Genomic DNA, 24,279 nt, shown 5'->3' with positions numbered 1-24,279 from the left:
GTGCATTCGGGGGGTATCCGGTGCGTGGTGTACTTGTTAGTCTGGAGGAAGAGGTCGGTGCCGACCACCCGTCTGGGCCGACCGCCCACCGAACACAGGAGCACCCCATGAACACCCCCAGCCCGGCCCCCGGACCCCGTGACGCCCTCGTGGTGGGCGCCAACCGCATCCCCTTCGCGAAGGCCGGCGGGTGCTACGCCCAGGCCAGCAACAGCGACATGCTCACCGCCACCCTCGACGGCCTCGTGGCCCGCCACGGGCTGGCCGGCGAGCGCCTCGGGGAGGTGGCCGCCGGTGCCGTGCTCAAGCACTCCCGCGACTTCAACCTCACCCGCGAGGCCGTGCTCGGCTCCGCGCTCGACCCGCGCACCCCCGCCTACGACCTCCAGCAGGCCTGCGCGACCGGCCTCGAGACCGTGGTGCAGGTGGCGAACAAGATCCGCCTCGGCCAGATCGATGCGGGCATCGCAGCCGGCGTCGACACCGCCTCGGACGCACCCATCGCCCTGGGTGACGGCCTGCGCCGCGCCCTCCTCGACGCCCAGCACGCGAAGACGCCGATGGCGCGCCTCAAGGCGCTCGCCGCGATCCGCCCCGGTGACCTCGCCCCCGAGACCCCGCAGAACGCGGAGCCGCGCACCGGCCTCTCCATGGGCGAGCACATGGCCCGCACCGCCGCCGAGTGGGGGATCTCCCGCGAGGCGCAGGACGCGCTGGCCGCAGCGAGCCACCAGAAGCTCGCCGCCGCCTACGACTCCGGCTTCTTCGACGACCTCGTCACGCCCTTCCTCGGCCTGAGCCGCGACCAGTTCCTGCGCCCCGACAGCACCCCGGAGCGCCTCGCCGAGCTCAAGGTCGTGTTCGGCAAGGACGGCTTCGCCGGCCAGCCCGGCACCCTCACCGCGGGCAACTCCACGCCGCTCTCCGACGGCGCCGCGGCCGTGCTGCTCTCCTCCCCGGAGTGGGCCGCCGAGCACCGCCTCACCCCGCTCGCGCGCTTCGTCGACGCCGAGGTGGCCGCGGTGGACTACGTGAACGGGCCCGACGGCCTGCTCACCGCCCCGGTCTTCGCCGTGCCGCGGATGCTGGAGCGCCAGGGCCTGAGCCTGCAGGACTTCGACTTCTACGAGATCCACGAGGCCTTCGCCTCCACCGTCGAGGTCACCCTCGCGGCCTGGGAGGACGCCGAGTTCTGCCGCACCCGCCTCGGCCTCGACGCGCCGCTCGGCCCCATCGACCGTTCCCGCCTCAACGTCAAGGGCTCCTCGCTGGCCGCGGGGCACCCGTTCGCCGCCACCGGCGGTCGCATCGTGGGCACCCTCGCCAAGCTGCTGCACGAGAAGGGCAGCGGCCGGGGGCTCATCTCCATCTGCGCTGCCGGTGGGCAGGGCATCGTCGCCATCCTGGAGGCCGTGTGATGACCAGCACCAACCAGAACCCCGCCCTGCGGCAGCCCGCTGCGCCGCAGACGAGCACCGCGCGCCTGCACCGCTCGCAGGACGCCTACCTGCGCTTCGTGAACAGCGAGCTGGGCAAGAAGGTGTCCGGCTCGCTCGGCCTCCCGCGCCCCGTGCCGCTGCGCCGATACGTGCCCGGCCAGCCGCTCCTCGAGGGCCCGGCGGTCCTCGCCGGCGCCGGCAGCGCCCCGCTGCTCGACGCCCTCGGGGGCTTCCTGGCGCCCCGCGGCGTCGAGGTCGTCCGCCCGCAGCTCGAGGGCGTGGACGGCACCCCGGGTGCCGACGGTGAGCCCGCGGCTCCCGCAGAGCTCCCGCTGACCGATGGCGTGCGCCCGGCCGCCCTCGTGGTCGACATGACCGGCGCCGAGCGCCTCGCGGACCTCGACGTCCTCCGTCGCGCCGCCCGCGCCACGCTCAAGCGCCTCGGCCGATCCGGCCGGGTCATCGTCCTCGGTGCCACCCCCGAGGCGCTCGTCGCCGCCGGCGCGTCGAGCGAGCAGGTGGCCACCGCCCAGGCCCTCGAGGGCATCATGCGCTCGATCGGAAAGGAGCTCCGCGGCGGTGCCACGGCGAACCTCCTCTGGGTCGACCGTGACCTCGTCGGTGCGATGCAGGATGCGGCCGCGTCCGGTGGTTCGGCGGGCGCGGTCCTCCCCGCCGAGCTCGTCGAGCCGCTGACCTTCCTGCTGTCGGCCCGCTCGGCCTACGTCTCCGGCCAGCCGCTCCGCGTCCGGCGTGCGGCGGGCGCTGCTCGCCCCGCGACCCCGGAGCTCCTACCCGTTGCCGAGGACGCCACCCCCTTCGTGGGGCGCGTCGTCGTCGTCACCGGCGCCGCCCGCGGCATCGGGGCCGACATCGCCCGCGTCCTCTCCCGCGATGGGGCCACGGTCGTCGGCGTCGACGTCCCGCAGGCCGGCGACGCCCTCGCCGCGGTCGCCAACGAGATCGGCGGCCTCGCGCTGCAGCTCGACATCACCCGTCCCGAGGCGGGGCAGCGCATCGCCGAGGCCGTCGCCCGCGCCTCGCGAGGCACCGGTCCGGCCCGCCTGCACGCGATCGTGCACAACGCCGGCATCACCCGGGACAAGCTCCTCGTCAACACCGATGCCGCCCGCTGGGCCTCGGTGCTCGAGGTGAACCTCGCCGTACAGCTGCGGATCAACGAGGTGCTCCTCTCGGGCGCCGAGGGTGGCCTGGGGGAGGGCAGCCGCATCGTCGGCGTGGCCTCCACCTCCGGCATCGGCGGCAACCGCGGGCAGTCCAACTACGCGGCCTCCAAGGCCGGTGTCATGGGCCTCGTGCGCTCGATGGCCCCGCGCCTCGCCGAGCGCGGCATCACGGTCAACGCGGTGGCGCCGGGCTTCATCGAGACGGAGATGACCGGCAAGATCCCGGCGGTCACCCGCGAGGTGGGCCGCCGCATCAACTCGATGGCGCAGGGCGGCCTGCCCGTCGACGTCGCCGAGACCATCGCCTTCCTCGCCCGCCCGGGCAACGACGGCGTGACCGGCCAGGTGCTGCGCGTGTGCGGCCAGAGCCAGCTGGGGGCATGAGCATGCCTGCCTCGACCCCGAACCCGGCTCCGGCGACGGCCACCCCGGCTCCCGTCGACCGCCCGGTGACCCGCCTCGCGCAGGTCCCGGTCCCGGCGCGGCTCTTCCCCCGTGCCGCCGTACCTCGTGGCTCCAAGGGCGCGCTCAGCCCCGCATCGCTGCCGTCCGGTCGCCTCGAGGTGGCCGACGCGGGCTGGTCGCTCGACGAGCTCGCGGCGTACTCGCGGGTCTGCGGCTACGGCCTGGGCGGCCCGGTGCCGGCCACCTGGCTGCACGTCCGCACCTTCGGCCTGCAGATGGCGCTCATGACCGGTCGTACGGGGGAGTCCTTCCCGCTCCGGCTGCTCGGCCTGGTCCACATCGCCAACCGCTGGACCGTGCACGCGCCGGTGGGTCCGCAGGACCGCCCGACGCTCTCGGTCTGGTCCGAGGGCCTGACTCGCCACCCGAAGGGCGCGCTCGTGACGCTCGGTGCGCGGGCGGAGCTCGACGGCCAGGTCGTCTGGGAGGGCTGGAGCGACTACCTCGCCCGCGGGGCCCGGCTCGCCGACGAGGTGCCCGACGTGGCCCCCGTCGACCTGCTCGCGGCCGCCACCGGCATCGATGCGGCGGCGCTGCCCGAGCGGGCCGTCTGGCGCCTGGGGGCTGGCACGGGGCGGCGCTACGCCGGGGTGTCCGGCGACGCCAACCCCATCCACCTCTCGGCGCTGTCGGCGAAGGCCTTCGGCTTCCCCCGCGCCATCGCGCACGGGATGTACACGGCTGCGCGCGCCGTGGCCGCGGTCGGCCCGATGGTGCCGGAGCGTCACCGCATCGCCGTGCAGTTCGCCAAGCCGCTGCTGCTGCCCTCGACGGCTGTGCTGCGCTCGCAGGCGGTCGGGGAGCGCGGTCAGGGCGTGGACCTGGCGGTCACCGGGAAGGACGCCTCGCGCGTCCACATGACGGGTGTCGTCCGGCCACTGGGCGGCTGAGACCGCCGGGCCGTCCCGGCTCGGCCCGGCCGGGCCGCCCGGTCCCTCTCGCCAGGGGCTGGGCGGCCCGACTTCCTGCGGGCCGGGGAATCGTGTACTTTTTCCCCGGCCCGCAGGGCGCAGGGATCCGTGCCATCAGGATCCCCGCGGCCTGCAGGTGGGGTGCAGATCGTTGCCACGGCGCCGATTGGCACTTCGAGCGGAGAGTGTGTAGCATTCTCCGAGCGGTTCAGGCCGCACGCCCCTATAGCTCAGTCGGCAGAGCGTCTCCATGGTAAGGAGAAGGTCAGCGGTTCGATTCCGCTTGGGGGCTCTGGTGGTGGCCGGTCAGCTGATCGGTCAACCCGCCGAGGCGGGGTAGCTCAGCTGGTTAGAGCGCACGACTCATAATCGTGAGGTCAGGGGATCGAGCCCCCTCCCCGCTACTGGCAGACGGTTCTGGTGAGAGCCGAAAGCCGTGTCCACCGAGGCACACCACGAACCATCGTCCGAGAGCAGGTTGCCCCATGGCCAGCAAGAGCGCTGACGTCCGCCCGAAGATCACTCTGGCGTGCACGGACTGCAAGGAGCGCAACTACATCACGAAGAAGAACCGTCGGAACACCCCCGACCGTCTCGAGATGAAGAAGTTCTGCGCCCGTTGCAACGCGCACACCGCGCACCGCGAGACCCGCTGAGGTTCGCACCAGAACCATCACGTGAGGGCCGCTTCCCCGCCCGGGGGAGCGGCCCTCACGCATGTCACGTGCGATCCCTCCCGCGGTCGCGGTCACATAGGGTTGCCGCCATGACCGCTCCCCAGAGTCCCCCGGCCGGCGGCACCCTCGCCGAGCGCATCGCCGGGCTGTCGCTGACCTCCCCCGAGCCGCGCCCGGTCACCCGGCCCGCGTTGCGCGCCTTCGCCCGTGCCGTCGGGTCCGACCACCCCGTCCACCACGACGTTGAGGCCGCGCGCGCTGCCGGGCACGCCGATCTCATCGCCCCGCCCACCTACGTGGTGACGGTCGCCCAGGCCGCGGACCTGGCGATGCTCGGGGACCCGGCGATCGGGGTCCAGCTGCAGAACGTCGTGCACGGGGAGCAGTCCTTCCAGCACGCCCGCCCCGTCGTGGCCGGGGACGAGCTCACGGCCACCGCCCGGGTCGAGAGCGCCCGGATGGTGGGGGGTTCCTGCATGACCGTGCTGCGCACCGAGGTGGTGGACGCCGGGGGGCACGAGGTCGCCGCCTCCCGCTCCACCCTCGTGATCTCCGCACCGACCGCCGAGGAGGCGTCATGACCCGGGCCACCCCGCCCGCCGTCCCCGAGGTCGGGGACGAGCTGTTCAGCACCGAGTGCCACCTGGGCCGCGCCGAGCTCATCGCCTACGCGGCGGCCTCGGGTGACCACAACCCGATCCACTGGAGCGATCGCATCGCCGCCGAGGTGGGGCTGCCGGGCGTCCTGGCCCACGGCATGCTCACCATGGGGCAGGCCGCGTCGGCCGTCACCGACTGGGCGGGGGACCCGGCCCGGGTGGTGGAGATCGGGGCGCGCTTCGCGGCCCCGGTGGTCGTGCCCGACCCGGAGGGCGTCCGTCTGGTCGTGTCCGGCAGCGCGAAGGCGGTGGAGGGCGGCCGCGTCACCGTAGCCCTCACCGTCACCACCCCCGGTGCGGGCCCCAAGCCGGTCCTCGGCCGGGCGACCGCCGTCGTCGACCTCGAGGAGACCACCCGATGAGCGCTGAGGTGCAGCACGAGGTCCCCCTGGCGGAGCTCACGACCCTGCGGGTGGGCGGGCCGGCGCGCACCCTCGTGCGGGCCACCACCGCAGAGGAGGTCGTCGCGGCCGCGCGGGCGGCCGACGAGGCCGGGGAGGACCTCCTCGTCCTCTCCGGCGGCTCGAATCTCGTCATCTCCGACGAGGGCTTCGCCGGCACCGTCGTGCAGGTCGCGAGCCGAGGGATCGAGCGGGTCGACCGCGCGGACCTGGCGGTGGCGGCCCCGGTGGGGCACGAGCTCGTGCGGGTCGCGGCCGGCGAGCCGTGGGACGACTTCGTCGCCTGGACCGTGGAGCACTCGCTGGCCGGGGTCGAGGCCCTCTCGGGCATCCCCGGGTGCGTGGGCTCCACGCCGGTGCAGAACGTCGGGGCCTACGGCCAGGAGGTGGCCCAGACGGTCGTACAGGTGACCGCCCTGGACCGGGAGCGCGACGAGCTGCGGGTGCTCTCGGCGCCGGAGTGCGCCTTCGGGTACCGCGACTCCCTGTTCAAGCGCTCCCAGCGGGGATCCACCGGGCGCTTCGTCGTGGTCGAGGTGGTCTTCGCCCTCGAGCCTTCCGAGCTCTCCCGCCCGGTGGGCTACGCCGCCCTGGCCAACGGGCTCGGTGTCGCGATGGGGGAGCGCGTCCCGCTGGCCGAGGCGCGCGAGGCGGTGCTGGCCCAGCGTCGTCAGCGCGGCATGGTCCTCGACCCCGAGGACCACGACTCCTGGTCGTGCGGATCCTTCTTCACCAACCCGATCATCACCGCGGCCGCCTGGGAGCAGGTGCGGCAGCGCGCCGTCGAGCGCCTCGGGGGGGGTGTGGAGCCGCCACGCTTCGAGACCGACGGCGGGCTGGTGAAGACCAGCGCTGCCTGGCTCATCGACAAGGCCGGCTTCGGGAAGGGCTATGCGATGCCGGGCCCGGCCGCCCTGTCCACCAAGCACCCGCTGGCCATCACCAACCGGGGTGGCGCCACGGCCGCGGACGTGGCCTCCCTGGCCCGCGAGGTGCGAGACGGCGTCGAGCAGGCCTTCGGCGTGCGACTGGTCAACGAGCCGGTCTTCGTCGGCCACTCCCTCTGAGACGGCAGCACGGAGGCGCCCCACCCGGCCGGGTGGGGCGCCTCCGTGCTGCGCTCTGGGTGCCCGGGTCCGTCCCGCTCAGGCGGTGCGGGCGCGGCGCAGGGTGACGCCGCCCAGGCCGAGGAGCGACAGGCCCGCCAGGGCGCCCAGCGGAGCCCGTCCCGGAGCGGCCACACCGGTGTCGACGATCGGGCCCTCGTCGTCCCCGACGGCGTGGGTCTCGAAGGTGAAGACCTCCTCGGTGGTGGGGTCCACGGTCATGCTCAGCCACTCGGTGGCGGTGTCGCCGAAGGTCTCCACGCGGGTGAGGTTCTCCACGCCGCCGTAGGCCTCCTCGTACTCGTGCACGTGCTCGTCGCCGTGCAGGAGCAGGACCGGCCCGTCGAAGGCGGCGGCGCGCTCCAGGATGAGCGCTCGCTCCGCGGCGAAGCCCTCCACGTCGACCACCGGCTCGGCCTGCATCATGAGGGCAACGGCCACGTCGCCCTGTTGCTCGGCGGCGTCGAAGGCGTGGTCGATCCAGTCGAGGTTCGCGGCGCGGCGCTCCTCGACCTCCGCCATGCGCTCGGCGGGGTGGTCGCCCTCGGGCAGCTCGTCCCAGGGCTTCTCGCCGTTGTCGCTGCCCACCACGTGGACGGTGGCGAAGGTGACCTGCGAGGCCCGGAAGAGCACGTTCTCCACGGACTGGGCGTGCTGCGGCTGGGCCTCGGACTGCGGGGTCACCGGCATCGACTCACCGCCGATGGTGCCGCTCGGGTCCGGGTAGTAGGTGGAGCGGAAGTGCTCGAGGCGCTCGGTCGGCAGGTACTGGCCGGCCTTCTCGCGGTGGCAGTCGGTCCACTCGTTGTCGCCGGGGGTGATCACGAAGGGGGAGGCGAAGGTGTTGTAGAGGTCCAGCTTGTGGGCCAGCAGCTCGTCGGAGCACGGCGTGGAGCCGGACTTCACGTCGCCGGCGTGGAACACCCAGTCCCAGTCGTCCGCGGCGTTGACCTCCTCCACGAGGGCGGGGAACTGCTCGGTCTGCTCGGGGCCGTAGGGGGTGTCGCCGAGGATGGCGACCCGGGTGGCCTCGGACGAGGAGGGGTCCTCGGCCGCGTGGGCCGGGAGGGCGAGCGCGGAGGTGCCGAGTGCGGCGAGGAGGGTGAGGACAGGGGTCCGGTGAGTGGTCATGGGGCGCATCGTGGGGCACCGTCTTGACCGCCCGGGGGCCGCGGCGTGAGCGGTGGGTGAGCGGCAGATGACCGGTAGGTGACGACTCGTCGCCGGGTCAGCCCTGCTCGGCCACCCAGGCCGCGATGCGGCGCTCGGCCTCCTGCCGGACCTCCTCCGGCGCCCGGCTGGCGGCGAAGGAGCCCCGGGCCAGGTCGCCCAGCTCCGCCGCGGAGAGGCCGATGACCTCCCGGGCGGCCACGTACTGGTCGGCCAGCCGGGACCCGAAGAGCAGCGGGTCGTCGGCCCCCAAGGCCACCGTCGCGCCGGCCTGCAGGAGCTGGCGCAGCGGCACCTCGGAGAGGTGGGAGTAGACCCCCAAGGCCACGTTGCTGCCCGGGCAGACCTCCAGGGCGATCCCGCGACGGACGACCTCGGCCAGGACCTCCGGGTCCTCGGTGCTGCGGACCCCGTGGCCGAGCCGGGTGGGTGCCAGGCTGTCCAGGGCGTCCTGCACGTGCTCCGGGCCGAGCAGCTCCCCGGCGTGGGGCATGGCGGCCAGGCCGGCGCGGCGGGCGATCCGGAAGGCGTGGCCGAAGGCGTGGGTGTCCCCGCGGCGTTCGTCGTTGGACAGGCCGAAGCCGACGACCTCGCCGGGGCCGTCCCCGGCGTGCTGGGCGGCGAGCCGGGCCAGGGTGCGGGCGTCCAGGGGGTGCCGGGTGCGGCTGGCGGCCACGATGACCGCCACCCCGATCCCCTCCTCGGCGGAGGCTGCGCGGGCCTCGTCGAGCACGATCTCCAGCGCCGGGGTGATGCCCCCGACGTGCGGGGCGTAGCTCGTGGGGTCCACCTGGATCTCCAGCCAGGTCGACCCTTCGGCCGCGTCGTCCTGGGCGGCCTCCCGGACGATCCGGCGCATGTCGGCCTCGGTGGTCACGCAGGCGCGCGCGGTGTCGTAGAGCCGCTGGAAGCGGAACCAGCCGCGCTCGTCGGTGGCCTTCAGGGTCGGGGGCCAGTCCTCCAGCAGGGCGGAGGGGAGGCGCAGGCCCTTCTCGGCGGCCAGCTCGCGGAGGGTGGTGATCCGCATCGAGCCGGTGAAGTGCAGGTGGAGGTGTGCCTTGGGCAGGTCCAGGACCGGGTCACCGGTGGTGTCGAAACCTCCGGTGACCCGGTCCTGCTCGTCGAGGAGGGCCACTCAGCGCTCGTCGGCGTCCGCGACGTGGTCCACGGCCGGGTCGCTCATGCCACCGTGCTCGGTGTCGGAGCCCTCGCCGGCCTGCTCGGAGACCAGTCGGTCGCCGTCGGGCTGCGCCTCGGCGGTGTCCGGGTCGACGGAGGCCAGGGCGGTGTCCACCCCGGCCGGGGAGTCGGCGTCGAGGAGGTCTCCGCCGTCGGCCACCTGGTCGTCGGTGCTCAGGTCCTCCGCGGTGACCTCGCCGTAGTGCTGCTGGGCCTCAGCCTGCTCGCCGCGGTCGTCCGGGGCGTCGTCGTAGGAGACGGTGCCCTCGCTGCTCTTCTCCTGGTCGGGGTCGACCAGGCCGTCGATGGCGTCGGGGTTCTGCGCGGACTGCGGGAACGTGTCGCTCATGTCCCGATCATCGCATCGGCCGCTGCCGTGTCCACCGCACGGTCGTCCTCCCCGGGCGCCCCTGCCCGTGAGACCCTGTCGTCGAGGTCACGAGCGACGAGTGGGTGAGGGGGGAGGTCGATTCCATGACGTGGGTGCTCACGGCCCTGCTGGCCGTCGCCGCGTCCATGGGTCTGCTGCTGGCGCTCCGGGTGAGGGGTGCAGTCGGGGTGACCGGCGGTGTCCTGCTCATGGTGGGCGGCCTGCTGGGGGCACCCACCGTGGTACCGGGCCTCACCGGGGAACCCTGGCCGGACTCGGCCTACCTGCTCCTCCTCATCCCGCTGCTGGGTGTGGGTGTCTGGCACGCCACGCACCCGCGGCGTCAGGGGGAGTCCAACAACCGCTGAGGGGTGCGCGCGCAGACGTGGCCGGCCCCCGCAGGGACCGGCCACGTCGGTGTGCGGGGGGGGTCAGTCGCGGGCCTCGCCGAGGAGCTTCTGGATGCGGCCGATGCCCTCCTCGAGGTCCTCGTCGCCCAGGGCGTAGGAGAGGCGCAGGTAGCCGGACGGGCCGAAGGCCTCGCCGGGGACGACGGCCACCTCGGCCTCGGTGAGGATGAGCTCGGCGAGCTCCAGCGAGGTCTGCGGGCGCTGGCCGCGGATCTCCTTGCCCAGCACACCCTTCACGGAGGGGTAGGCGTAGAAGGCACCCTGCGGCTCGGGGCACTCCACGCCCTCGATCTCGTTGAGCATCCGCACGATGGTCCGGCGGCGGCGGTCGAAGGCCTCGTGCATCGCCTGCACGTCGTCCATCGGACCGGTGAGGGCGGCGATCGCCGCGCGCTGCGAGACGTTCGCCACGTTCGAGGTGGCGTGCGACTGCAGGTTCGTGGCGGCCTTGATGACGTCCACCGGGCCGGCCATCCAGCCCACCCGCCACCCGGTCATCGCGAAGGTCTTGGCCACGCCGTTGAGCACCACGCAGGTGTCGGCCAGCTGCGGCACGAGCGCCGGCATCGAGGTGAACTCGGCCTCGCCGTAGACCAGGTGGTCGTAGATCTCGTCGGTGACCACCCAGACGCCCTTCTCCACGGCCCAGCGGCCGATCGCCTCGACCTCGTCCCGGGTGTAGACGGCGCCAGTGGGATTGGAGGGGGAGACGAAGACCAGCACCTTGGTCTTCTCGGTGCGGGCGGCCTCGAGCTGCTCGACGGTCACCTTGTACCCCTGCGCCTCGTCGGCGAAGACCTCCACGGGGGTGCCGCCGGCCAGGGCGATGGACTCGGGGTAGGTGGTCCAGTAGGGAGCCGGCAGGAGCACCTCGTCGCCCGGGTCGAGGAGAGCGGCGAAGGTGTTGTAGACGGCCTGCTTGCCACCGTTGGTCACGAGCACCTGCTCGCGGGAGAGCTCCACGCCGCTGTGGGAGCGGGTGACCTCGATGATCGCGTCCTTGAGCTCGGGCAGGCCGCCGGCGGGGGTGTACCGGTGGTTGGCCGGGTCGGCGCAGGCCTCCTGGGCGGCGCGGACCACGTGCTCCGGGGTGGGGAAGTCGGGCTCGCCGGCACCGAAGCCGATGACGGGACGACCCTCGGCCTTCAGGGCCTTGGCCTTGGCGGTCACCGCCAGAGTGGCGGACTCCGCGATGGCCCCGATGCGGGCCGAGACGCGGGTCGGGGTGGTCTGGGTCGAGTCCTGGCTGGTCATGCCCCCATTCAAGCACCGGCCCCCGAGGGCCCCGTGAGGTGCGGACGAGGAAGGGCTCACCGGCCGGTCCCGCACGGCCGGTTGGCCCTCAGGGTGCACTGTGCAGTAAAGTGCCCGGTCGGTGCATCGCCACCGGTGGTTCGAGCTGCAGGGCACCCTGCGTCGAGCCGTCGGGATGCGCCGCGACGTTCCTCCCCACGGGTCGTCGAAGGGCATTAGCTCAATTGGTAGAGCACCGGTCTCCAAAACCGGGGGTTGGGGGTTCGAGTCCCTCATGCCCTGCGCAGTCCGCGACAGCGAACGCACCAACCGAAGGAGTCAGCGTGACCGAGCACAGCGCGGCCCCGGCCGAGCACGGCACGCCCGGTTCCCACGGTGAGCTGCCGCTGCGGGAGCGGAAGCCCGAGGGTGGCAACCCCGTGAGTCGGGCCGTCAGTGCCATCGGGTTGTTCCTCCAGCAGGTCATGGACGAGCTGAGCAAGGTCGTCCGGCCCACGCGCGAGGAGCTCGTCAGCTACACGATCGTGGTGATCGTCTTCGTGGTGGCCATGATGCTGTTCGTCTTCGGACTTGACCAGCTGTTCTCGTGGGTCGTGGAGAAGGTCTTCGCCTGACCTCCCGCCCCGCACCGCGGCCAGCACGGGACACCCACGACGGCGGAGCCACCGCCACACCGGAACACCAGCAGTGGAGGAGCCAGACCATGTCCGAGCAGACCCCCGAGGTCGACGAGACCAGTGACGTCGACCTGCCCGCCGCGCCCGAGGGCGAGGTCGAGCAGGAGGTCGTCGACGAGGTCGAGGCCGCCGAGCCGCACGACGCCGCCGAACAGACCGACCCGGCCGACGAGGCGGAAGGGGCCGAGGAGTCGAAGGACGCTGAGCCGGCCGACGCCGCCCCGGCCGAGGACGAGCTCCCCACGGCAGCCGACCAGGCCGAGGAGTTCAAGGAGATGCTCCGCGGCCAGTTCGGTGACTGGTACGTCCTGCACACCTACGCCGGGTACGAGAAGCGCGTGAAGGCCAATCTCGAGCAGCGTGCGGTCTCCATGAACATGGAGGACTACATCTTCCAGGCCGAGGTGCCGCTGGAGACCGTCACCGAGATCAAGAACAACCAGAAGAAGACCGTCGAGCGCGTCCGCATGCCCGGGTACTGCCTGGTGCGCATGGACCTCACGAACGAGTCCTGGGGCACCGTGCGCAACACGCCCGGTGTGACCGGTTTCGTCGGCAACGCCACCGACCCGGTGCCGCTGAGCCTCGACGAGGTGTTCACCATGCTGGCCCCGGACTTCGAGTCCCAGGCGGAGGCCGCCGCCGGGGCCGTCGAGGGCGCCAGCGCCGCCACCCCGCAGCCGGGCTCGCCGCAGCAGCCGCTGGTGGACTTCGAGGTCGGCGAGGCCGTCACCGTCATGGAGGGCCCGTTCGAGACCCTCCCGGCGACGATCTCCGAGATCAACGTCGAGGCCCGCAAGGTGCAGGTCCTCGTCTCGATCTTCGGCCGCGAGACCCCGGTGGAGCTCGGCTTCCACCAGGTCGCCAAGATCTGACACCCACAGACCACCCGTCCGCGTGACGGGTCCCCCGCGGGCCGGCCGGTCCGCGGCCGCCCCCGCCCGCGGGGGATGCAACCGGGTCATCGCCCACGGCGTCGGCCCACGACAAGGAGAAGAACATGGCCCCCAAGAAGAAGGTCGCCAGCTTCATCAAGCTGCAGATCGAGGCCGGCGCCGCGACCCCGGCACCCCCGGTCGGTCCCGCGCTCGGTGCCGCCGGCGTGAACATCATGGAGTTCGTCAAGGCGTACAACGCCGCGACGGAGTCCCAGCGCGGCAACATCATCCCGGTGGAGATCACGGTCTACGAGGACCGCTCCTTCACCTTCATCACCAAGACCCCGCCGGCTGCGCAGCTCATCAAGAAGGCTGCCGGTGTCGGCAAGGGCTCCGGCGAGCCCCATGTCAACAAGGTCGGCAAGATCACCGACGCCCAGTGCGCCGAGATCGCCCAGGTCAAGATGGAGGACCTGAACGCCACCGACATCGAGATGGCCAAGCGCATCATCGCCGGCACCGCCCGCTCCATGGGCATCACCGTCGAGGGCTGAACGTCCCTCTCCTCCGGTGCCCGCCAGGTGGCGGGCACCGGGAACCCCCAGTGGTAGGGCCAGCGCTGGCCCGCAGTCACCACGACTCCCTCCCGAACTCAGGAGCATCATGAAGCGCAGCAAGAACTACCGCGCCGCAGCCGAGAAGATCGAGGCCGGCAAGGCCTACGCCCCGGCCGAGGCCATCGCCCTGGCCCAGGAGATCTCCACCACCAAGTGGGACTCCACCGTCGACGTCTCCCTGCGTCTGGGCATCGACCCGCGCAAGGCCGACCAGATGGTCCGCGGCACCGTGAACCTGCCCCACGGCACCGGCAAGGTCGCCCGCGTCGTCGTGCTGGCCAACGGTGACAAGGCCGAGGCCGCCCGTGCCGCCGGTGCCGACCACGTCGGCTCCGACGAGCTCATCGAGAAGATCTCCGGTGGCTGGCTCGACTTCGACGCCGTGGTCGCCACCCCGGACCTCATGGGCAAGGTCGGTCGTCTCGGCAAGGTCCTGGGTCCCCGTGGCCTCATGCCGAACCCGAAGACCGGCACCGTCACCATGGACACCGCCAAGGCCGTGACCGACATCAAGGGCGGAAAGATCGAGTTCCGCAACGACAAGCACGGCAACGTGCAGTTCATCATCGGCAAGACCTCGTTCACCACCGAGCAGCTCGTGGAGAATTTCACCGTCGCGATGGACGAGATCATGCGCCTTCGCCCGAACGCCGCCAAGGGGCGCTACATCACCCGTTCGGTGCTCTCCACCACGATGGGCCCCGGCATCCCGCTGGAGATCGCTTCCAAGAGCGAGTGACCCACCGCGTCGCCCGGCGCACCGCGGCACCGCCGCACTGACCAGAGCCCGTCCCGCCGAACGGTGGGGCGGGCTCCGGTGCGTCCGCCGCTCAGAGGGGCCAGCTCTCGTGGGCGTCCGACGGGCGGATGCTGAGACCGGCGATGCTGCCCGCGCGGCCCACCAGGACGTGGGCGACGGGGCGGCCGTGCTCGGCCACGAGCTCGATGCGGGCGATCAGCGGCAGCGCCCCGGTGGCAGGGACGGCCCCCTCCGGCGTGTGGGTCGTGGGCGGTTCCAGCCGCCAGACGGGGCCCACGGCGTCGGGCAGCTCTTCGGCGAGCTCCGAGAGCACCTGGTGAGTGAGCTGTCGCCGGGCGGTGCTGCTGAGCAGACGCCGCAGGGTGGCGATGTCGTGTTCCAGCAGGCGCTCGAGGGCCGTGGTGGCCAAGCGTCCCACCCGGTCACCGACTGGGTCGTCGACGGGTCCCCCGTGGTCGTACATGGGGGAACGGCCGGGGACCGGTGGGGCGTCGGTGGGCCCCCCCCCACCGAACCGCTGGGCCGCCGCCTGGCGGGTGACCCCCAGCAGGTCAGCGAGCTGCTGCCAGCTGAGCCCCACGCGGCGGGCCGCGTGCACTGCATCGACCAGCTCCTGCTCGGCGCGGGCCCCGGCGGCAAGGGCAGCCTCACGGGAGGCCAGGGCACGGCGCACGGCGTCGACGGCCGCGGTGTGGTCGGCGGCTCCAGCGTCGGTCACGCGTCGCGGTGGGCGTGCGGATTGGCGGCGTCGTGCTGGGCGTCGACCCCACCCGGCGCGGGGAGCAGCGCCCCCACCCCGATCGCGACGGCAATCCCCAGGATGGCTGCCGTGCCCGGTTGGAACTGCAGCGCCAGCACCAGGACTGCGTTGGCGATGGTTCCCGAGAGCACCTGGAGGGTCTTGGGTCGGTCCCACTCCGGGCGCCACCGGGCGAAGAGGGTGCCGGGCAGGGCGCCGTCGGCGGCGAACAGCGGTGCGCACCAGACACCCACGAGGGTCGCGAGGGCCCCGAGGGCAGCAGTGGCCCACCGGCCCCACAACCCCCCGTCCGCCAGCGTGGGGTGCAGGGTGCTGACGACGGTGAGTGCGACGAACGCGACGACGGTGACGAGACGGGGAGCCATGGGGCAAGCGTGTCGAGGAGTGCGTGCCGTTGTCAACCCACCGTTGACAGCGACCAGGGGTTCGGGATGCTGGGTCACCCCCTGCCCCGCGCCCCGGCTTTGCGCTGGCGCGCACAGGCGGCTATCGTTGGCTGGACCAATGACCGCCGGTCGTTGGTGTTCTGCTGTGAGTCCTCGGTGCAGAGGCATGCCGGACACCATCGAAGGTTCCGCTCGACGGACGACCCGCGTAGGTGTGAGACGAGTTCCGGTGGAGCCGTCACGTTCCCTCCCAGGAGGTGACGTGCACGATCCGCGGGAGTTTGCCCCGTGCCTGCGCACGGGGTTTTTTCGTTCGTGGGGCCCGGCACCACCACTGTAAGGAGGCCCACATGGCGAATCCCCAGAAGGATGCCGTCATCGCCGAGATCGCGTCTCAGCTGCGCGACTCGAACGCGGCCGTGCTGACCGAGTACCGCGGCTTGACCGTGGCGCAGATGGCGGAGCTCCGCAAGGCGCTCCGCGGCAACGCGACGTACTCCGTGGTGAAGAACACGCTGACCGCCCGTGCGGCGGCCGAGGCGGGCGTCGACGCGTTCGACGGCTACCTGTCCGGCCCCACCGCCATCGCCTTCGTCACCGGTGACGCGGTCGAGGTGGCCAAGGGCCTGCGTGACTTCGCCAAGGAGAACGAGGCTCTGGTCATCAAGGCCGGTCTCGTCGACGGTCAGGCCTACACGGCCGACGACCTGACGAAGCTCGCCAGCCTGGAGAGCCGCGAGGTCCTGCTGGCCAAGCTGGCCGGCGCGATGAAGGCTCCGATGGCCAACACCGCGGCGCTGCTCAACGGCGCCCCGGCCCAGATGGCGCGCCTGGCCGAGGCCCTGCGCGCCAAGGTCGAGACGGAGGGCCCGGTCTCCGGCGCCCCCGCCGACTCCGCCGAGGCCCCGGCCGCGGACGAGCAGACCGACACCGACGTCGCCGAGGGTGGCGACGACAACTGATCGCCCGGGACCCCTCCCGCGCATCAGCCCCCTGAAACACCGCCCGATCCCGGGCAACGCCACTCACGGCAGGAACGAAAGGAAGCCATCATGGCCAAGCTCAGCAACGACGAGCTCATCGAGCAGTTCAAGGAGATGACCCTCATCGAGCTCTCCGAGTTCGTGAAGCAGTTCGAGGAGGTCTTCGAGGTCACCGCCGCCGCCCCGGTCGCGGTCGCCGGTGCCGCCCCGGCCGCTGCCGGTGACGCCGGTGACGCCGCCGAGGAGAAGACCGAGTTCGACGTCATCCTGGCTGCCGCCGGTGACAAGAAGATCGGCGTCATCAAGGAGGTGCGCGGTCTGACCTCCCTGGGTCTGAAGGAGGCCAAGGACCTCGTGGACGGCGCCCCCAAGGCCGTCCTGGAGGGTGTCTCCAAGGAGGAGGCCGACAAGGCCAAGGAGGCCCTCGAGGGCGCTGGCGCCACCGTCGAGGTCAAGTGATCTCCGGGGGTCGCTGACCCCCTCTCCGTCCACGGGCGGGCTCCCCACTGCGGGGGGCCCGCCCGTGGCGTGTCCGGGGTGGGGAAAATGCGGTGCGCGTGTCGGAGGGGGGGGGTTACTGTGCGCGGGTGATTCCGAGCGCCGACGTGCCCACCACCCCGCCCCGCCCCGTGACCTGGCGGCGGCTGGCCACCCCGGTCTCGGCAGGGGCGCTGCTCGTGCTCACGGTGGGTGGCGTCGGCCAGTCGGTCGGGGCGGTGCTGGCGGGCCGGCTCGCCGAGGACGCCCGCATGGGCCTGGTCGGCTGGCTGGCGCTGGCGCTGGTGGGGGGCGCCCTCCTCGACGCGCTGGGACGCGTGCTCTGGGTGGGGGAGGTCGACCGGGCCGAGGGGGAGCTGCGACGGGACGTCCTGCGTGCCGTCACCGCCCAGCCGGTCTCCGCGCTCGGGGACCAGGCCGTCGGCGAGCTGCTCGACCGGATCGACGACGACGCCTACGAGATCGGCTCCCTGAGCCGGGACATCCTCTGGGGTGTCCTGTCGACCCTCGTGACGATCGTCCCGATGTGGGTGGTCGCGGGGCTGACCTGGTGGCCGGCATGGTTCCTCTTCCCGGCCATCGGGGTGCTCACGCTCGTGGTCATCCGTCCGTTGCTCCCCCGGATCGCGGAGCTCAAGGTGCACGAGGAGGCCGCCTTCACCGCCCACGCCGCGGCGCTGGAGGAGGGGATCGCCGCGCGGGACGACCTGCGCACGAGCCTCGGGCAGCCCTTCGCGGTGCGTCGCCTGGCCGAGCTCTCGGCAGAGGTCCACCGGCGCTTCCTGGCGGTGCTGCGCCAGGAGGTCACGGTGATCCTCCGCAGCGGTCTGACCCTGCAGCTCCTCATGGTGCTCCTGGTGGTCGGGGGCGCCCTGGCGGTGGAGGGCGGGGCCCTGGGGGTGTCGGCGCTGGTCACGCTCTTCCTGGTGAGCAGCCGGTTCGTGGGGGTGATGTCGCAGCTCGCCGAGCGCCTCCCGGACCTGCAGGCGGGCATGGGGGCGGTGATCCGGGTGCGGCAGATCATGGACTCCGAGCCGGAGCCGGCGGGTGGTGCGCCGGTCCCCGACGGGGCGCTGGACCTCACCGTCCGGGATCTCACCTTCTCCTACGGCGAGGGGACCTTCGCCCTGCAGGGGATCGACCTGCACCTCCCGGCGGGCCAGACCCTGGCCCTCGTCGGGCGCACCGGCTCCGGCAAGTCCACCCTGGCCTCGATGGTGACCCGGGCGATCGAACCGCCTGCCGGCACGGTCCTCCTCGGGGGGCAGGACGTCACGGACACGGACCTGGCCTCCCTGCGGGAGACGGTGGGCACGGTCACGCAGCGCACCGAGGTCCTCGCCGGCACGCTGGCCCAGAACATCACCCTCTTCGACGACCGGCCGGACCACGAGGTCGAGGCGGTGGTCGCGGAGCTGGGACTCACCGACTGGGTGGCAGCCCTCCCCGAGGGCATCCACACGCCGCTCGGTCCCGGCGGGCTGACCCTGTCGGCGGGAGAGGAGCAGCTCCTGGCCTTCGCCCGCCTGCTCATCCGCGACGTCCGGGTGGTGGTGCTCGACGAGGCGACGGCCCGCATGGACCCGCTCACCGAGCAACGGGTGGTGCGGGCCTCCGAGCGGCTCCTGACCGGCCGCACCGGCATCCTCGTGGCCCACCGGCTGGGCACGATCGAGCGGGCTGATCTCGTGGCGGTGCTCGACGCGGGCCGGATCTCTCAGTTCGGCTCGCACGCCGACCTGTCCCTGCAGGAGGGGCACTTCCGGGACCTGCTCTCCGCGGCGAGCGAGGCGGAGCGGGAGGTGGGGGAGGAGCCCCCGGCGTCCTCGGCCGAGCTCGTCGCACCGCCCGCAGGTGCGGCCCAGGAGGACGTTGGGCGGGGGATCGGGACCGCCCGACGGGTGACGACGCCCCCACCCAGCCGTGTCGCCGGCCGAGCGCCGGCGTTGGCCCGTGCGGTCTGGCGGGCGATCACCACCCGGCCGGAGTGGGGACTGCTCTCGGTGCTCCTCTTCCTCCTCCTCTCGCTGACCGGAGCCGTGGGGGCCGGAACGGCCTGGGCCTGGGGGCGTCTGGTGGAGACCCTCCAGGCCGGCGAGAGCCCCTGGTTCTGGGTGGGGGTCATCGTCGTGGCACTCCTGGCCGCCCCGCTGCTGCTCGCAGCCGGCGTCCTGCGCTACCCCCGCTGGTGGGTCGACCTCATGCTCCGGGTGAGGATGAACGTCCTGGTGGGGCAGACCGACCAGCGGCGCACGGCCAAGGAGCCGGCCGGGGAGGTCGTCGCCCGCGCCATGGACGCCGACCGCTACGTCCGGTACACCGACCGGTGGGTCGACGTCTGCAACGGCCTGCTCGTCGTCGTGTTCACCGCGGTGGTCTCCGGGCACGTCACCAGCGGGCTGCTCCTCCTGGTGGTGATGGTGGCCTCGGCGCTGGTCTCGGCCCTCGGTCGTCCCGTCGCGGGGCGTTCCGCGACACGCGCCTCGGCTCTCCGGGCCGAGTTCGGGCGTGCCGTGGGCTCCGCGCTGGAGTCCGCCCGCACCGTCAAGCTCGCGGGACGGATGCCGCAGGTGCGCGCCCACTTGCTCGAGCTCGACCGGGGGCGGGTGGAGGCCGCGGTGCTGGAGCACCGGGTCTCCGCGGCCCTCATGGGACTCCCGCCGATCCTGCTCCAGGCCGCTGCCGTCGGGGCCTGGTGGGCCCACGTGCGCGGGATCTGGGACCTGTCGACCACTCTGCTGGTGGCCAGCACCGTGCTCGGGTTCGTCTACTTCGGCCAGGTCGCCGGGGCCGTCGTGACCGAGGCGCCGGGGGTGCGCTCCTGGCAGCAGGCGACCCACGAGTTCGCCGCAGGTCGGGACCTGGTCCGGCTGCCCGAGGGGGTCGACCTGGAGGCCGGGACCGCCCCCGGCCCGGTCGAGCTGCCGCGGGCCCCCCTGCGGCAGCTGGAGCTCGAGGACTTCTCGGTGGTGCACGACGACGGCACCGTGGGCGTGGAGGGGGTTGACCTCCGTGTCGGACCCGGGGAGCTGGTGCTCCTGGTCGGCCCGGTGGGCTCGGGGAAGTCCAGCCTGCTGCGCGGCTTGGCCGGGCTCGAGTACGGGACCGGGACGATCCGGTGGAACGGCGAGGTGGTGGAGGAGCCGGAGACCTTCCTCCGGCCCGGACGGGTGGCCTGGGTGGCCCAGGTCCCGCGCGTGATGTCCGGGAGCTTCGCGGAGAACCTCCGGCTCGACCACGAGCGGGCCCTGGAGGGGGCCATCGACGTCGCTCGTCTCGGGCCGGACGTGTCGCAGGCCGGGGGAGTGGACTCCCTGGTCGGGCACCGGGGCGTCCGCCTGTCCGGCGGCCAGGTCCAGCGGCTCGCCCTGGCCCGGGCCCTGGCGGCGGACGCCGCGCTCGTGCTGGGCGACGACGTCTCCAGCGCGCTGGACGCCAGGACCGAGGTGGAGCTGTGGGAGGCGCTGCGGGAAAGAGGTGCCACGGTCATCGGGTCCACCTCCAAGCGGGCAGCCCTGCAGCGGGCCGACCAGGTGCTCGTCCTGCAGGGTGGCCGCGTGGTCGACCGGGGGGACTGGGCCTCGCTCCACCAGCGGTGGGGGCACATCGCCGGTTGAGCGGCCCGGTTGACCCGGCGCCCTTCCGTGAGGCATGGTGCCGCCGCCGGCGCGGGCCGAGGGGGTGGAGCGTCGGCGGTCTCGCGGACCCGTCGGGGGTTGACTGATTGGGTGGGGGCAGGTAGAGTCATTCTTTGCGCTGCCCGCTGCCTGCTACTAGCCCGTCTGATCATCCGTCCGCGATGCCACTCCTGACCGGAGTCGGTGAGACCCCCCTTCGTACCGGTTCTTCCCGCAGGGAGCCGAGTGTCGTCGGGTGTGGCCGAGGATCACGATGCCGGTGAGTGGTGGGGGACCTCCGGTGGCGCGGACCGCACCGAACATGCACGGCCTTGAGGAAGGACACTCCTTGGCTGCCTCGCGCACTGCTGACCAGACCGTTGTGACCGCACGCACCGCTTCCGGGCGTCTGTCGTTCTCCCGCATCGACGAGCCACTGGAGGTGCCGGACCTCCTCGCGCTCCAGACGGAGAGCTTCGACTGGCTCCTCGGCAACGAAGCCTGGCAGGAGCGTGTCGCCGAGGCGAAGGCTGCCGGGCGCAACGACATCTCCGAGAAGTCGGGTCTGGAGGAGATCTTCGAGGAGATCTCCCCGATCGAGGACTTCTCCGAGACGATGTCCCTGAGCTTCTCCGAGCACCGCTTCGAGGAGATCAAGTACACCGAGGACGAGTGCATCGAGCGCGACATGACCTACGCCGCTCCGCTCTTCGTCACCGCCGAGTTCATGAACGGTGACACCGGTGAGATCAAGTCGCAGACCGTCTTCATGGGCGACTTCCCCCTGATGACCAAGCGCGGCACCTTCATCATCAACGGCACCGAGCGTGTCGTGGTGTCCCAGATCGTGCGTTCCCCGGGCGTCTACTTCGACCGCTCCTTCGACCGGGCGACGGACAAGGAGATCTACGGCGCCAAGATCATCCCCAGCCGTGGTGCGTGGCTGGAGTTCGAGGTCGACAAGAAGGACATGGTCGGTGTGCGCGTCGACCGCAAGCGCAAGCAGTCGGTGACCGTCCTGCTCAAGGCCCTGGGCTGGACCGAGGCGCAGATCCTCGAGGAGTTCGGCGAGTACGAGTCGATCCGGGCCACCCTGGAGAAGGACCACACCGCCAACCAGGACGAGGCGCTGCTCGACATCTACCGCAAGCTGCGCCCGGGCGAGCCCCCGACGGTGGAGGCCGCGCAGAACCTGCTGGACAACCTGTACTTCAACGGCAAGCGCTACGACCTGGCGAAGGTCGGCCGCTACAAGATCAACAAGAAGCTCGGCCTGGACGCCGGCCTCGAGGAGAACACCCTCGGCGTCGACGACATCGTGCGCACCATCAAGTACCTGGTGGCCCTGCACGCCGGCGAGAACCACATGGCGGGCGTCCGCAACGGCGAGACGGTCGACCTGCGCGTCGAGACCGACGACATCGACCACTTCGGCAACCGTCGCCTGCGCACGGTCGGCGAGCTCATCCAGAACCAGGTCCGGACCGGTCTGTCGCGCATGGAGCGCGTGGTCCGGGAGCGCATGACCACCCAGGACGTCGAGGCGATCACCCCGCAGACGCTGATCAACATCCGCCCGGTGGTGGCGGCGATCCGCGAGTTCTTCGGCACCTCGCAGCTGTCGCAGTTCATGGACCAGAACAACCCGCTGGCCGGGCTGACGCACAAGCGCCGTCTGTCCGCCCTGGGCCCCGGCGGTCTGTCCCGTGACCGCGCCGGCATGGAGGTCCGTGACGTCCACCCGTCGCACTACGGCCGCATGTGCCCCATCGAGACGCCCGAGGGGCCGAACATCGGTCTGATCGGTGCGCTGGCGTCCTACGCGCGCATCAACCCCTTCGGCTTCGTCGAGACCCCGTACCGCAAGGTCGTCCAGGGCAGCGTCACCGACGAGGTGCACTACCTGACCGCGGACGAGGAGGACGAGTTCGTCATCGCGCAGGCCAATGCGAAGCTGACCTCCGACGGTCAGTTCGCGGGGGAACGCGTGCTGGTCCGCTCCAAGGGCGGCGAGGTCGAGTTCGTGCCGCGCGACGACGTGGACTTCATGGACGTCTCCCCGCGCCAGATGGTGTCGGCCGCGACCGCGATGATCCCCTTCCTCGAGCACGACGACGCCAACCGCGCCCTCATGGGTGCGAACATGCAGCGTCAGGGCGTGCCGCTGGTGCAGGCCGAGGCCCCGCTGGTGGGGACCGGCATCGAGCACCGTGCCGCCCTGGACACCGGTGACGTCGTCCGCGCCGAGAAGCCCGGTGTGGTCCAGTCGGTCTCCGCCGACCTCGTGCAGGTGGCCAACGACGACGGCACCTACCAGAGCTACCGGATCGACAAGTTCAGCCGCTCCAACCAGGGCACCTGCTACAACCAGCGGGTCGTGGTCGCCCCCGGCGACCGCCTGGAGAAGGGCACCCTCGTGGCCGACGGTCCGTCGACCGATGGTGGTGAGATGGCGCTGGGCAAGAACCTGCTCGTGGCCTTCATGCCCTGGGAGGGCTACAACTACGAGGACGCGATCATCCTGTCGCAGCGCCTCGTCCGCGACGACACCCTCTCCTCGATCCACATCGAGGAGCACGAGATCGACGCCCGTGACACCAAGCTCGGCCCGGAGGAGATCACCCGGGAGATCCCGAACGTCTCCGACGAGGTCCTGGCGGACCTGGACGAGCGCGGCATCATCCGCATCGGTGCCGAGGTGCGTGACGGCGACCTCCTGGTCGGCAAGGTCACCCCGAAGGGTGAGACCGAGCTGACCCCGGAGGAGCGCCTCCTGCGCGCGATCTTCGGCGAGAAGGCCCGCGAGGTCCGGGACACCTCCATGAAGGTGCCGCACGGTGAGACCGGAACGGTCATCGGCGTGCGCGTCTTCGACCGCGAGGAGGGCGACGAGCTGCCCCCGGGCGTGAACCAGATGGTCCGCGTCTACGTCGCGAACAAGCGCAAGATCACCGACGGTGACAAGCTCGCCGGCCGTCACGGCAACAAGGGCGTCATCTCCAAGATCCTCCCGGTCGAGGACATGCCCTTCCTGCCCGACGGCACCCCGGTCGACGTGGTGCTCAACCCGCTCGGTGTGCCGAGCCGCATGAACGTCGGTCAGATCCTCGAGCTGCACCTCGGCTGGGCCGCGGCCAACGGCTGGAAGATCGAGGGCGACCCCGAGTGGGCCGCGAACCTCTCCGCGGAGCACTACGAGGCCGGCCCGTGGACCCGCGTGGCCACCCCGGTCTTCGACGGCGCCGAGGAGGAGGAGATCACCGGTCTGCTCGACTCGACCCTGCCCTCCCGCGACGGCGATCGCCTGATCGACGGGTCCGGCAAGGCCCGGCTGTTCGACGGCCGCACCGGTGAGCCGTACCCGGAGCCGGTCTCCGTGGGCTACATGTACATCCTCAAGCTCCACCACCTGGTGGACGAGAAGATCCACGCCCGTTCGACTGGTCCGTACTCGATGATCACCCAGCAGCCGCTGGGCGGCAAGGCCCAGTTCGGTGGTCAGCGCTTCGGTGAGATGGAGGTCTGGGCCCTGGAGGCGTACGGCGCCGCCTACGCCCTGCAGGAGCTCCTGACCATCAAGTCCGACGACGTGACCGGCCGGGTGAAGGTCTACGAGTCGATCGTCAAGGGCGAGAACGTCCCGGAGCCCGGCATCCCCGAGTCCTTCAAGGTGCTCATCAAGGAGATGCAGTCCCTGTGCCTGAACGTCGAGGTCCTCTCGACCGACGGCCAGAACATCGACCTGCGCGAGCAGGACCAGGAGGTCTTCCGCGCGGCGGAGGAGCTCGGCATCGACCTGAGCCGGCGTGAGCCGAGCTCGGTCGAAGAGGTCTGATCCACGACCCCGCACGAGCAAACCCTCTAGCCCCGGAACA

The 24,279-nt window shown here is 72.1% G+C and carries 22 protein-coding genes and 3 tRNA genes; 19 read left to right on the top strand and 6 right to left on the bottom strand.

Features of this window, described 5'->3' with window-relative positions:
• Positions 1-107 precede the first annotated feature (107 nt).
• The 9 genes from CFT82_RS04000 (at position 108) to CFT82_RS03960 (ending at position 6,806) form a co-directional block, all read left to right on the top strand.
• Positions 108-1,418, top strand: a complete 1,311-nt coding sequence (locus CFT82_RS04000; RefSeq protein WP_088817742.1) for an acetyl-CoA C-acetyltransferase — start codon at positions 108-110, stop codon at positions 1,416-1,418.
• Entirely contained in the window at positions 1,418-3,010 is a 1,593-nt protein-coding gene (locus tag CFT82_RS03995; RefSeq protein WP_088817741.1) for a 3-oxoacyl-ACP reductase, read from the top strand. The genes CFT82_RS04000 and CFT82_RS03995 overlap by 1 nt, the downstream gene beginning before the upstream one ends.
• A gap of 2 nt (positions 3,011-3,012) precedes the next feature.
• Positions 3,013-3,981 (top strand): MaoC family dehydratase, encoded by a 969-nt coding sequence (locus CFT82_RS03990; RefSeq protein ID WP_159461847.1) that lies wholly within the window; start codon positions 3,013-3,015, stop codon positions 3,979-3,981.
• A 240-nt stretch (positions 3,982-4,221) separates the two neighbouring features.
• Positions 4,222-4,294, top strand: a tRNA-Thr gene (locus CFT82_RS03985).
• A 38-nt stretch (positions 4,295-4,332) separates the two neighbouring features.
• Positions 4,333-4,406: transfer RNA gene (locus CFT82_RS03980), tRNA-Met, on the top strand.
• Between the two features lie 81 nt (positions 4,407-4,487).
• Positions 4,488-4,658: a 50S ribosomal protein L33 gene (gene rpmG / locus CFT82_RS03975; RefSeq protein WP_088817739.1), complete on the top strand. Its 171-nt coding sequence runs from the start codon at positions 4,488-4,490 to the stop codon at positions 4,656-4,658.
• A 110-nt stretch (positions 4,659-4,768) separates the two neighbouring features.
• Positions 4,769-5,260 carry an FAS1-like dehydratase domain-containing protein gene (locus CFT82_RS03970; RefSeq protein ID WP_088817738.1) on the top strand — a complete coding sequence of 164 codons (492 nt, stop codon included), beginning with the start codon at positions 4,769-4,771 and terminating at the stop codon, positions 5,258-5,260.
• Positions 5,257-5,700, top strand: coding sequence for a MaoC/PaaZ C-terminal domain-containing protein (locus CFT82_RS03965; RefSeq protein ID WP_088817737.1), 444 nt, complete (start codon positions 5,257-5,259; stop codon positions 5,698-5,700). The genes CFT82_RS03970 and CFT82_RS03965 overlap by 4 nt, the downstream gene beginning before the upstream one ends.
• The gene (locus CFT82_RS03960) at positions 5,697-6,806 is read left to right on the top strand and encodes a UDP-N-acetylmuramate dehydrogenase (RefSeq protein WP_088817736.1); all 1,110 of its coding nucleotides are present in this window, start codon (positions 5,697-5,699) and stop codon (positions 6,804-6,806) included. Before CFT82_RS03965 ends, CFT82_RS03960 begins: the two co-directional genes overlap by 4 nt.
• Before the next feature lie 78 nt (positions 6,807-6,884).
• Here CFT82_RS03960 and CFT82_RS03955 read toward each other — a convergent pair whose 3' ends face one another.
• The 3 genes from CFT82_RS03955 to CFT82_RS03945 all read right to left on the bottom strand — a co-directional run bounded on the left by CFT82_RS03955 (position 6,885) and on the right by CFT82_RS03945 (position 9,543).
• Positions 6,885-7,976, bottom strand: a complete 1,092-nt coding sequence (locus CFT82_RS03955; protein ID WP_088817735.1) for a metallophosphoesterase — start codon at positions 7,974-7,976, stop codon at positions 6,885-6,887.
• A 97-nt stretch (positions 7,977-8,073) separates the two neighbouring features.
• Positions 8,074-9,087, bottom strand: coding sequence for an adenosine deaminase (locus CFT82_RS03950; RefSeq protein WP_088818314.1), 1,014 nt, complete (start codon positions 9,085-9,087; stop codon positions 8,074-8,076).
• Positions 9,088-9,150: 63 nt separating this feature from the next.
• Entirely contained in the window at positions 9,151-9,543 is a 393-nt protein-coding gene (locus CFT82_RS03945) for a hypothetical protein (protein ID WP_088817734.1), read from the bottom strand.
• A 125-nt stretch (positions 9,544-9,668) separates the two neighbouring features.
• Between CFT82_RS03945 and CFT82_RS03940 the strand changes: the two genes are divergently transcribed.
• Entirely contained in the window at positions 9,669-9,932 is a 264-nt protein-coding gene (locus CFT82_RS03940; RefSeq protein WP_088817733.1) for a hypothetical protein, read from the top strand.
• A gap of 63 nt (positions 9,933-9,995) precedes the next feature.
• On the opposite strand, the gene CFT82_RS03935 is transcribed toward CFT82_RS03940, so the two are convergent.
• A complete protein-coding gene (locus CFT82_RS03935; protein WP_159461846.1) occupies positions 9,996-11,228 on the bottom strand; it encodes a pyridoxal phosphate-dependent aminotransferase in 1,233 nt (410 codons plus the stop codon).
• Between the two features lie 209 nt (positions 11,229-11,437).
• Here CFT82_RS03935 and CFT82_RS03930 point away from each other — a divergent pair.
• From CFT82_RS03930 to rplA, 5 genes are all read left to right on the top strand, one after another.
• A tRNA-Trp gene (locus tag CFT82_RS03930) sits at positions 11,438-11,510 on the top strand.
• Between the two features lie 41 nt (positions 11,511-11,551).
• A complete protein-coding gene (gene secE / locus CFT82_RS03925) occupies positions 11,552-11,842 on the top strand; it encodes a preprotein translocase subunit SecE (RefSeq protein WP_088817731.1) in 291 nt (96 codons plus the stop codon).
• 89 nt (positions 11,843-11,931) lie between these two features.
• Positions 11,932-12,780 carry a transcription termination/antitermination protein NusG gene (gene nusG, locus CFT82_RS03920; protein WP_088817730.1) on the top strand — a complete coding sequence of 283 codons (849 nt, stop codon included), beginning with the start codon at positions 11,932-11,934 and terminating at the stop codon, positions 12,778-12,780.
• A gap of 125 nt (positions 12,781-12,905) precedes the next feature.
• Positions 12,906-13,337 (top strand): 50S ribosomal protein L11, encoded by a 432-nt coding sequence (rplK, locus tag CFT82_RS03915; protein ID WP_088817729.1) that lies wholly within the window; start codon positions 12,906-12,908, stop codon positions 13,335-13,337.
• Positions 13,338-13,446: 109 nt separating this feature from the next.
• The gene (rplA, locus tag CFT82_RS03910; protein WP_088817728.1) at positions 13,447-14,139 is read left to right on the top strand and encodes a 50S ribosomal protein L1; all 693 of its coding nucleotides are present in this window, start codon (positions 13,447-13,449) and stop codon (positions 14,137-14,139) included.
• A gap of 91 nt (positions 14,140-14,230) precedes the next feature.
• Here rplA and CFT82_RS03905 read toward each other — a convergent pair whose 3' ends face one another.
• Together CFT82_RS03905 and CFT82_RS03900 are read right to left on the bottom strand one after the other, a co-directional pair.
• A complete protein-coding gene (locus CFT82_RS03905) occupies positions 14,231-14,878 on the bottom strand; it encodes a hypothetical protein (RefSeq protein WP_088817727.1) in 648 nt (215 codons plus the stop codon).
• A complete protein-coding gene (locus CFT82_RS03900) occupies positions 14,875-15,285 on the bottom strand; it encodes a hypothetical protein (RefSeq protein WP_088817726.1) in 411 nt (136 codons plus the stop codon). The genes CFT82_RS03905 and CFT82_RS03900 overlap by 4 nt, the downstream gene beginning before the upstream one ends.
• A 371-nt stretch (positions 15,286-15,656) precedes the next feature.
• Here CFT82_RS03900 and rplJ point away from each other — a divergent pair, with 371 nt between their 5' ends.
• The 4 genes from rplJ to rpoB all read left to right on the top strand — a co-directional run bounded on the left by rplJ (position 15,657) and on the right by rpoB (position 24,239).
• Complete coding sequence (gene rplJ, locus CFT82_RS03895) at positions 15,657-16,268, top strand: 50S ribosomal protein L10 (protein WP_015780029.1); 612 nt, start codon at positions 15,657-15,659, stop codon at positions 16,266-16,268.
• Between the two features lie 90 nt (positions 16,269-16,358).
• Entirely contained in the window at positions 16,359-16,748 is a 390-nt protein-coding gene (gene rplL, locus CFT82_RS03890) for a 50S ribosomal protein L7/L12 (RefSeq protein WP_015780028.1), read from the top strand.
• 128 nt (positions 16,749-16,876) lie between these two features.
• Positions 16,877-20,404 carry an ATP-binding cassette domain-containing protein gene (locus CFT82_RS03885; RefSeq protein ID WP_088817725.1) on the top strand — a complete coding sequence of 1,176 codons (3,528 nt, stop codon included), beginning with the start codon at positions 16,877-16,879 and terminating at the stop codon, positions 20,402-20,404.
• A 349-nt stretch (positions 20,405-20,753) separates the two neighbouring features.
• On the top strand, positions 20,754-24,239 hold the full coding sequence (rpoB, locus tag CFT82_RS03880) for a DNA-directed RNA polymerase subunit beta (protein ID WP_088817724.1): 3,486 nt from the start codon (positions 20,754-20,756) through the stop codon (positions 24,237-24,239).
• Positions 24,240-24,279 lie beyond the last annotated feature (40 nt).

It is taken from the genome of Kytococcus aerolatus (genome assembly GCF_900187395.1).
GTDB lineage: Bacteria > Actinomycetota > Actinomycetes > Actinomycetales > Dermatophilaceae > Kytococcus > Kytococcus aerolatus.
The sequence above is the reverse complement of the archived record's forward strand: the minus strand, read 5'-3'. Positions and strand labels throughout refer to the sequence as shown.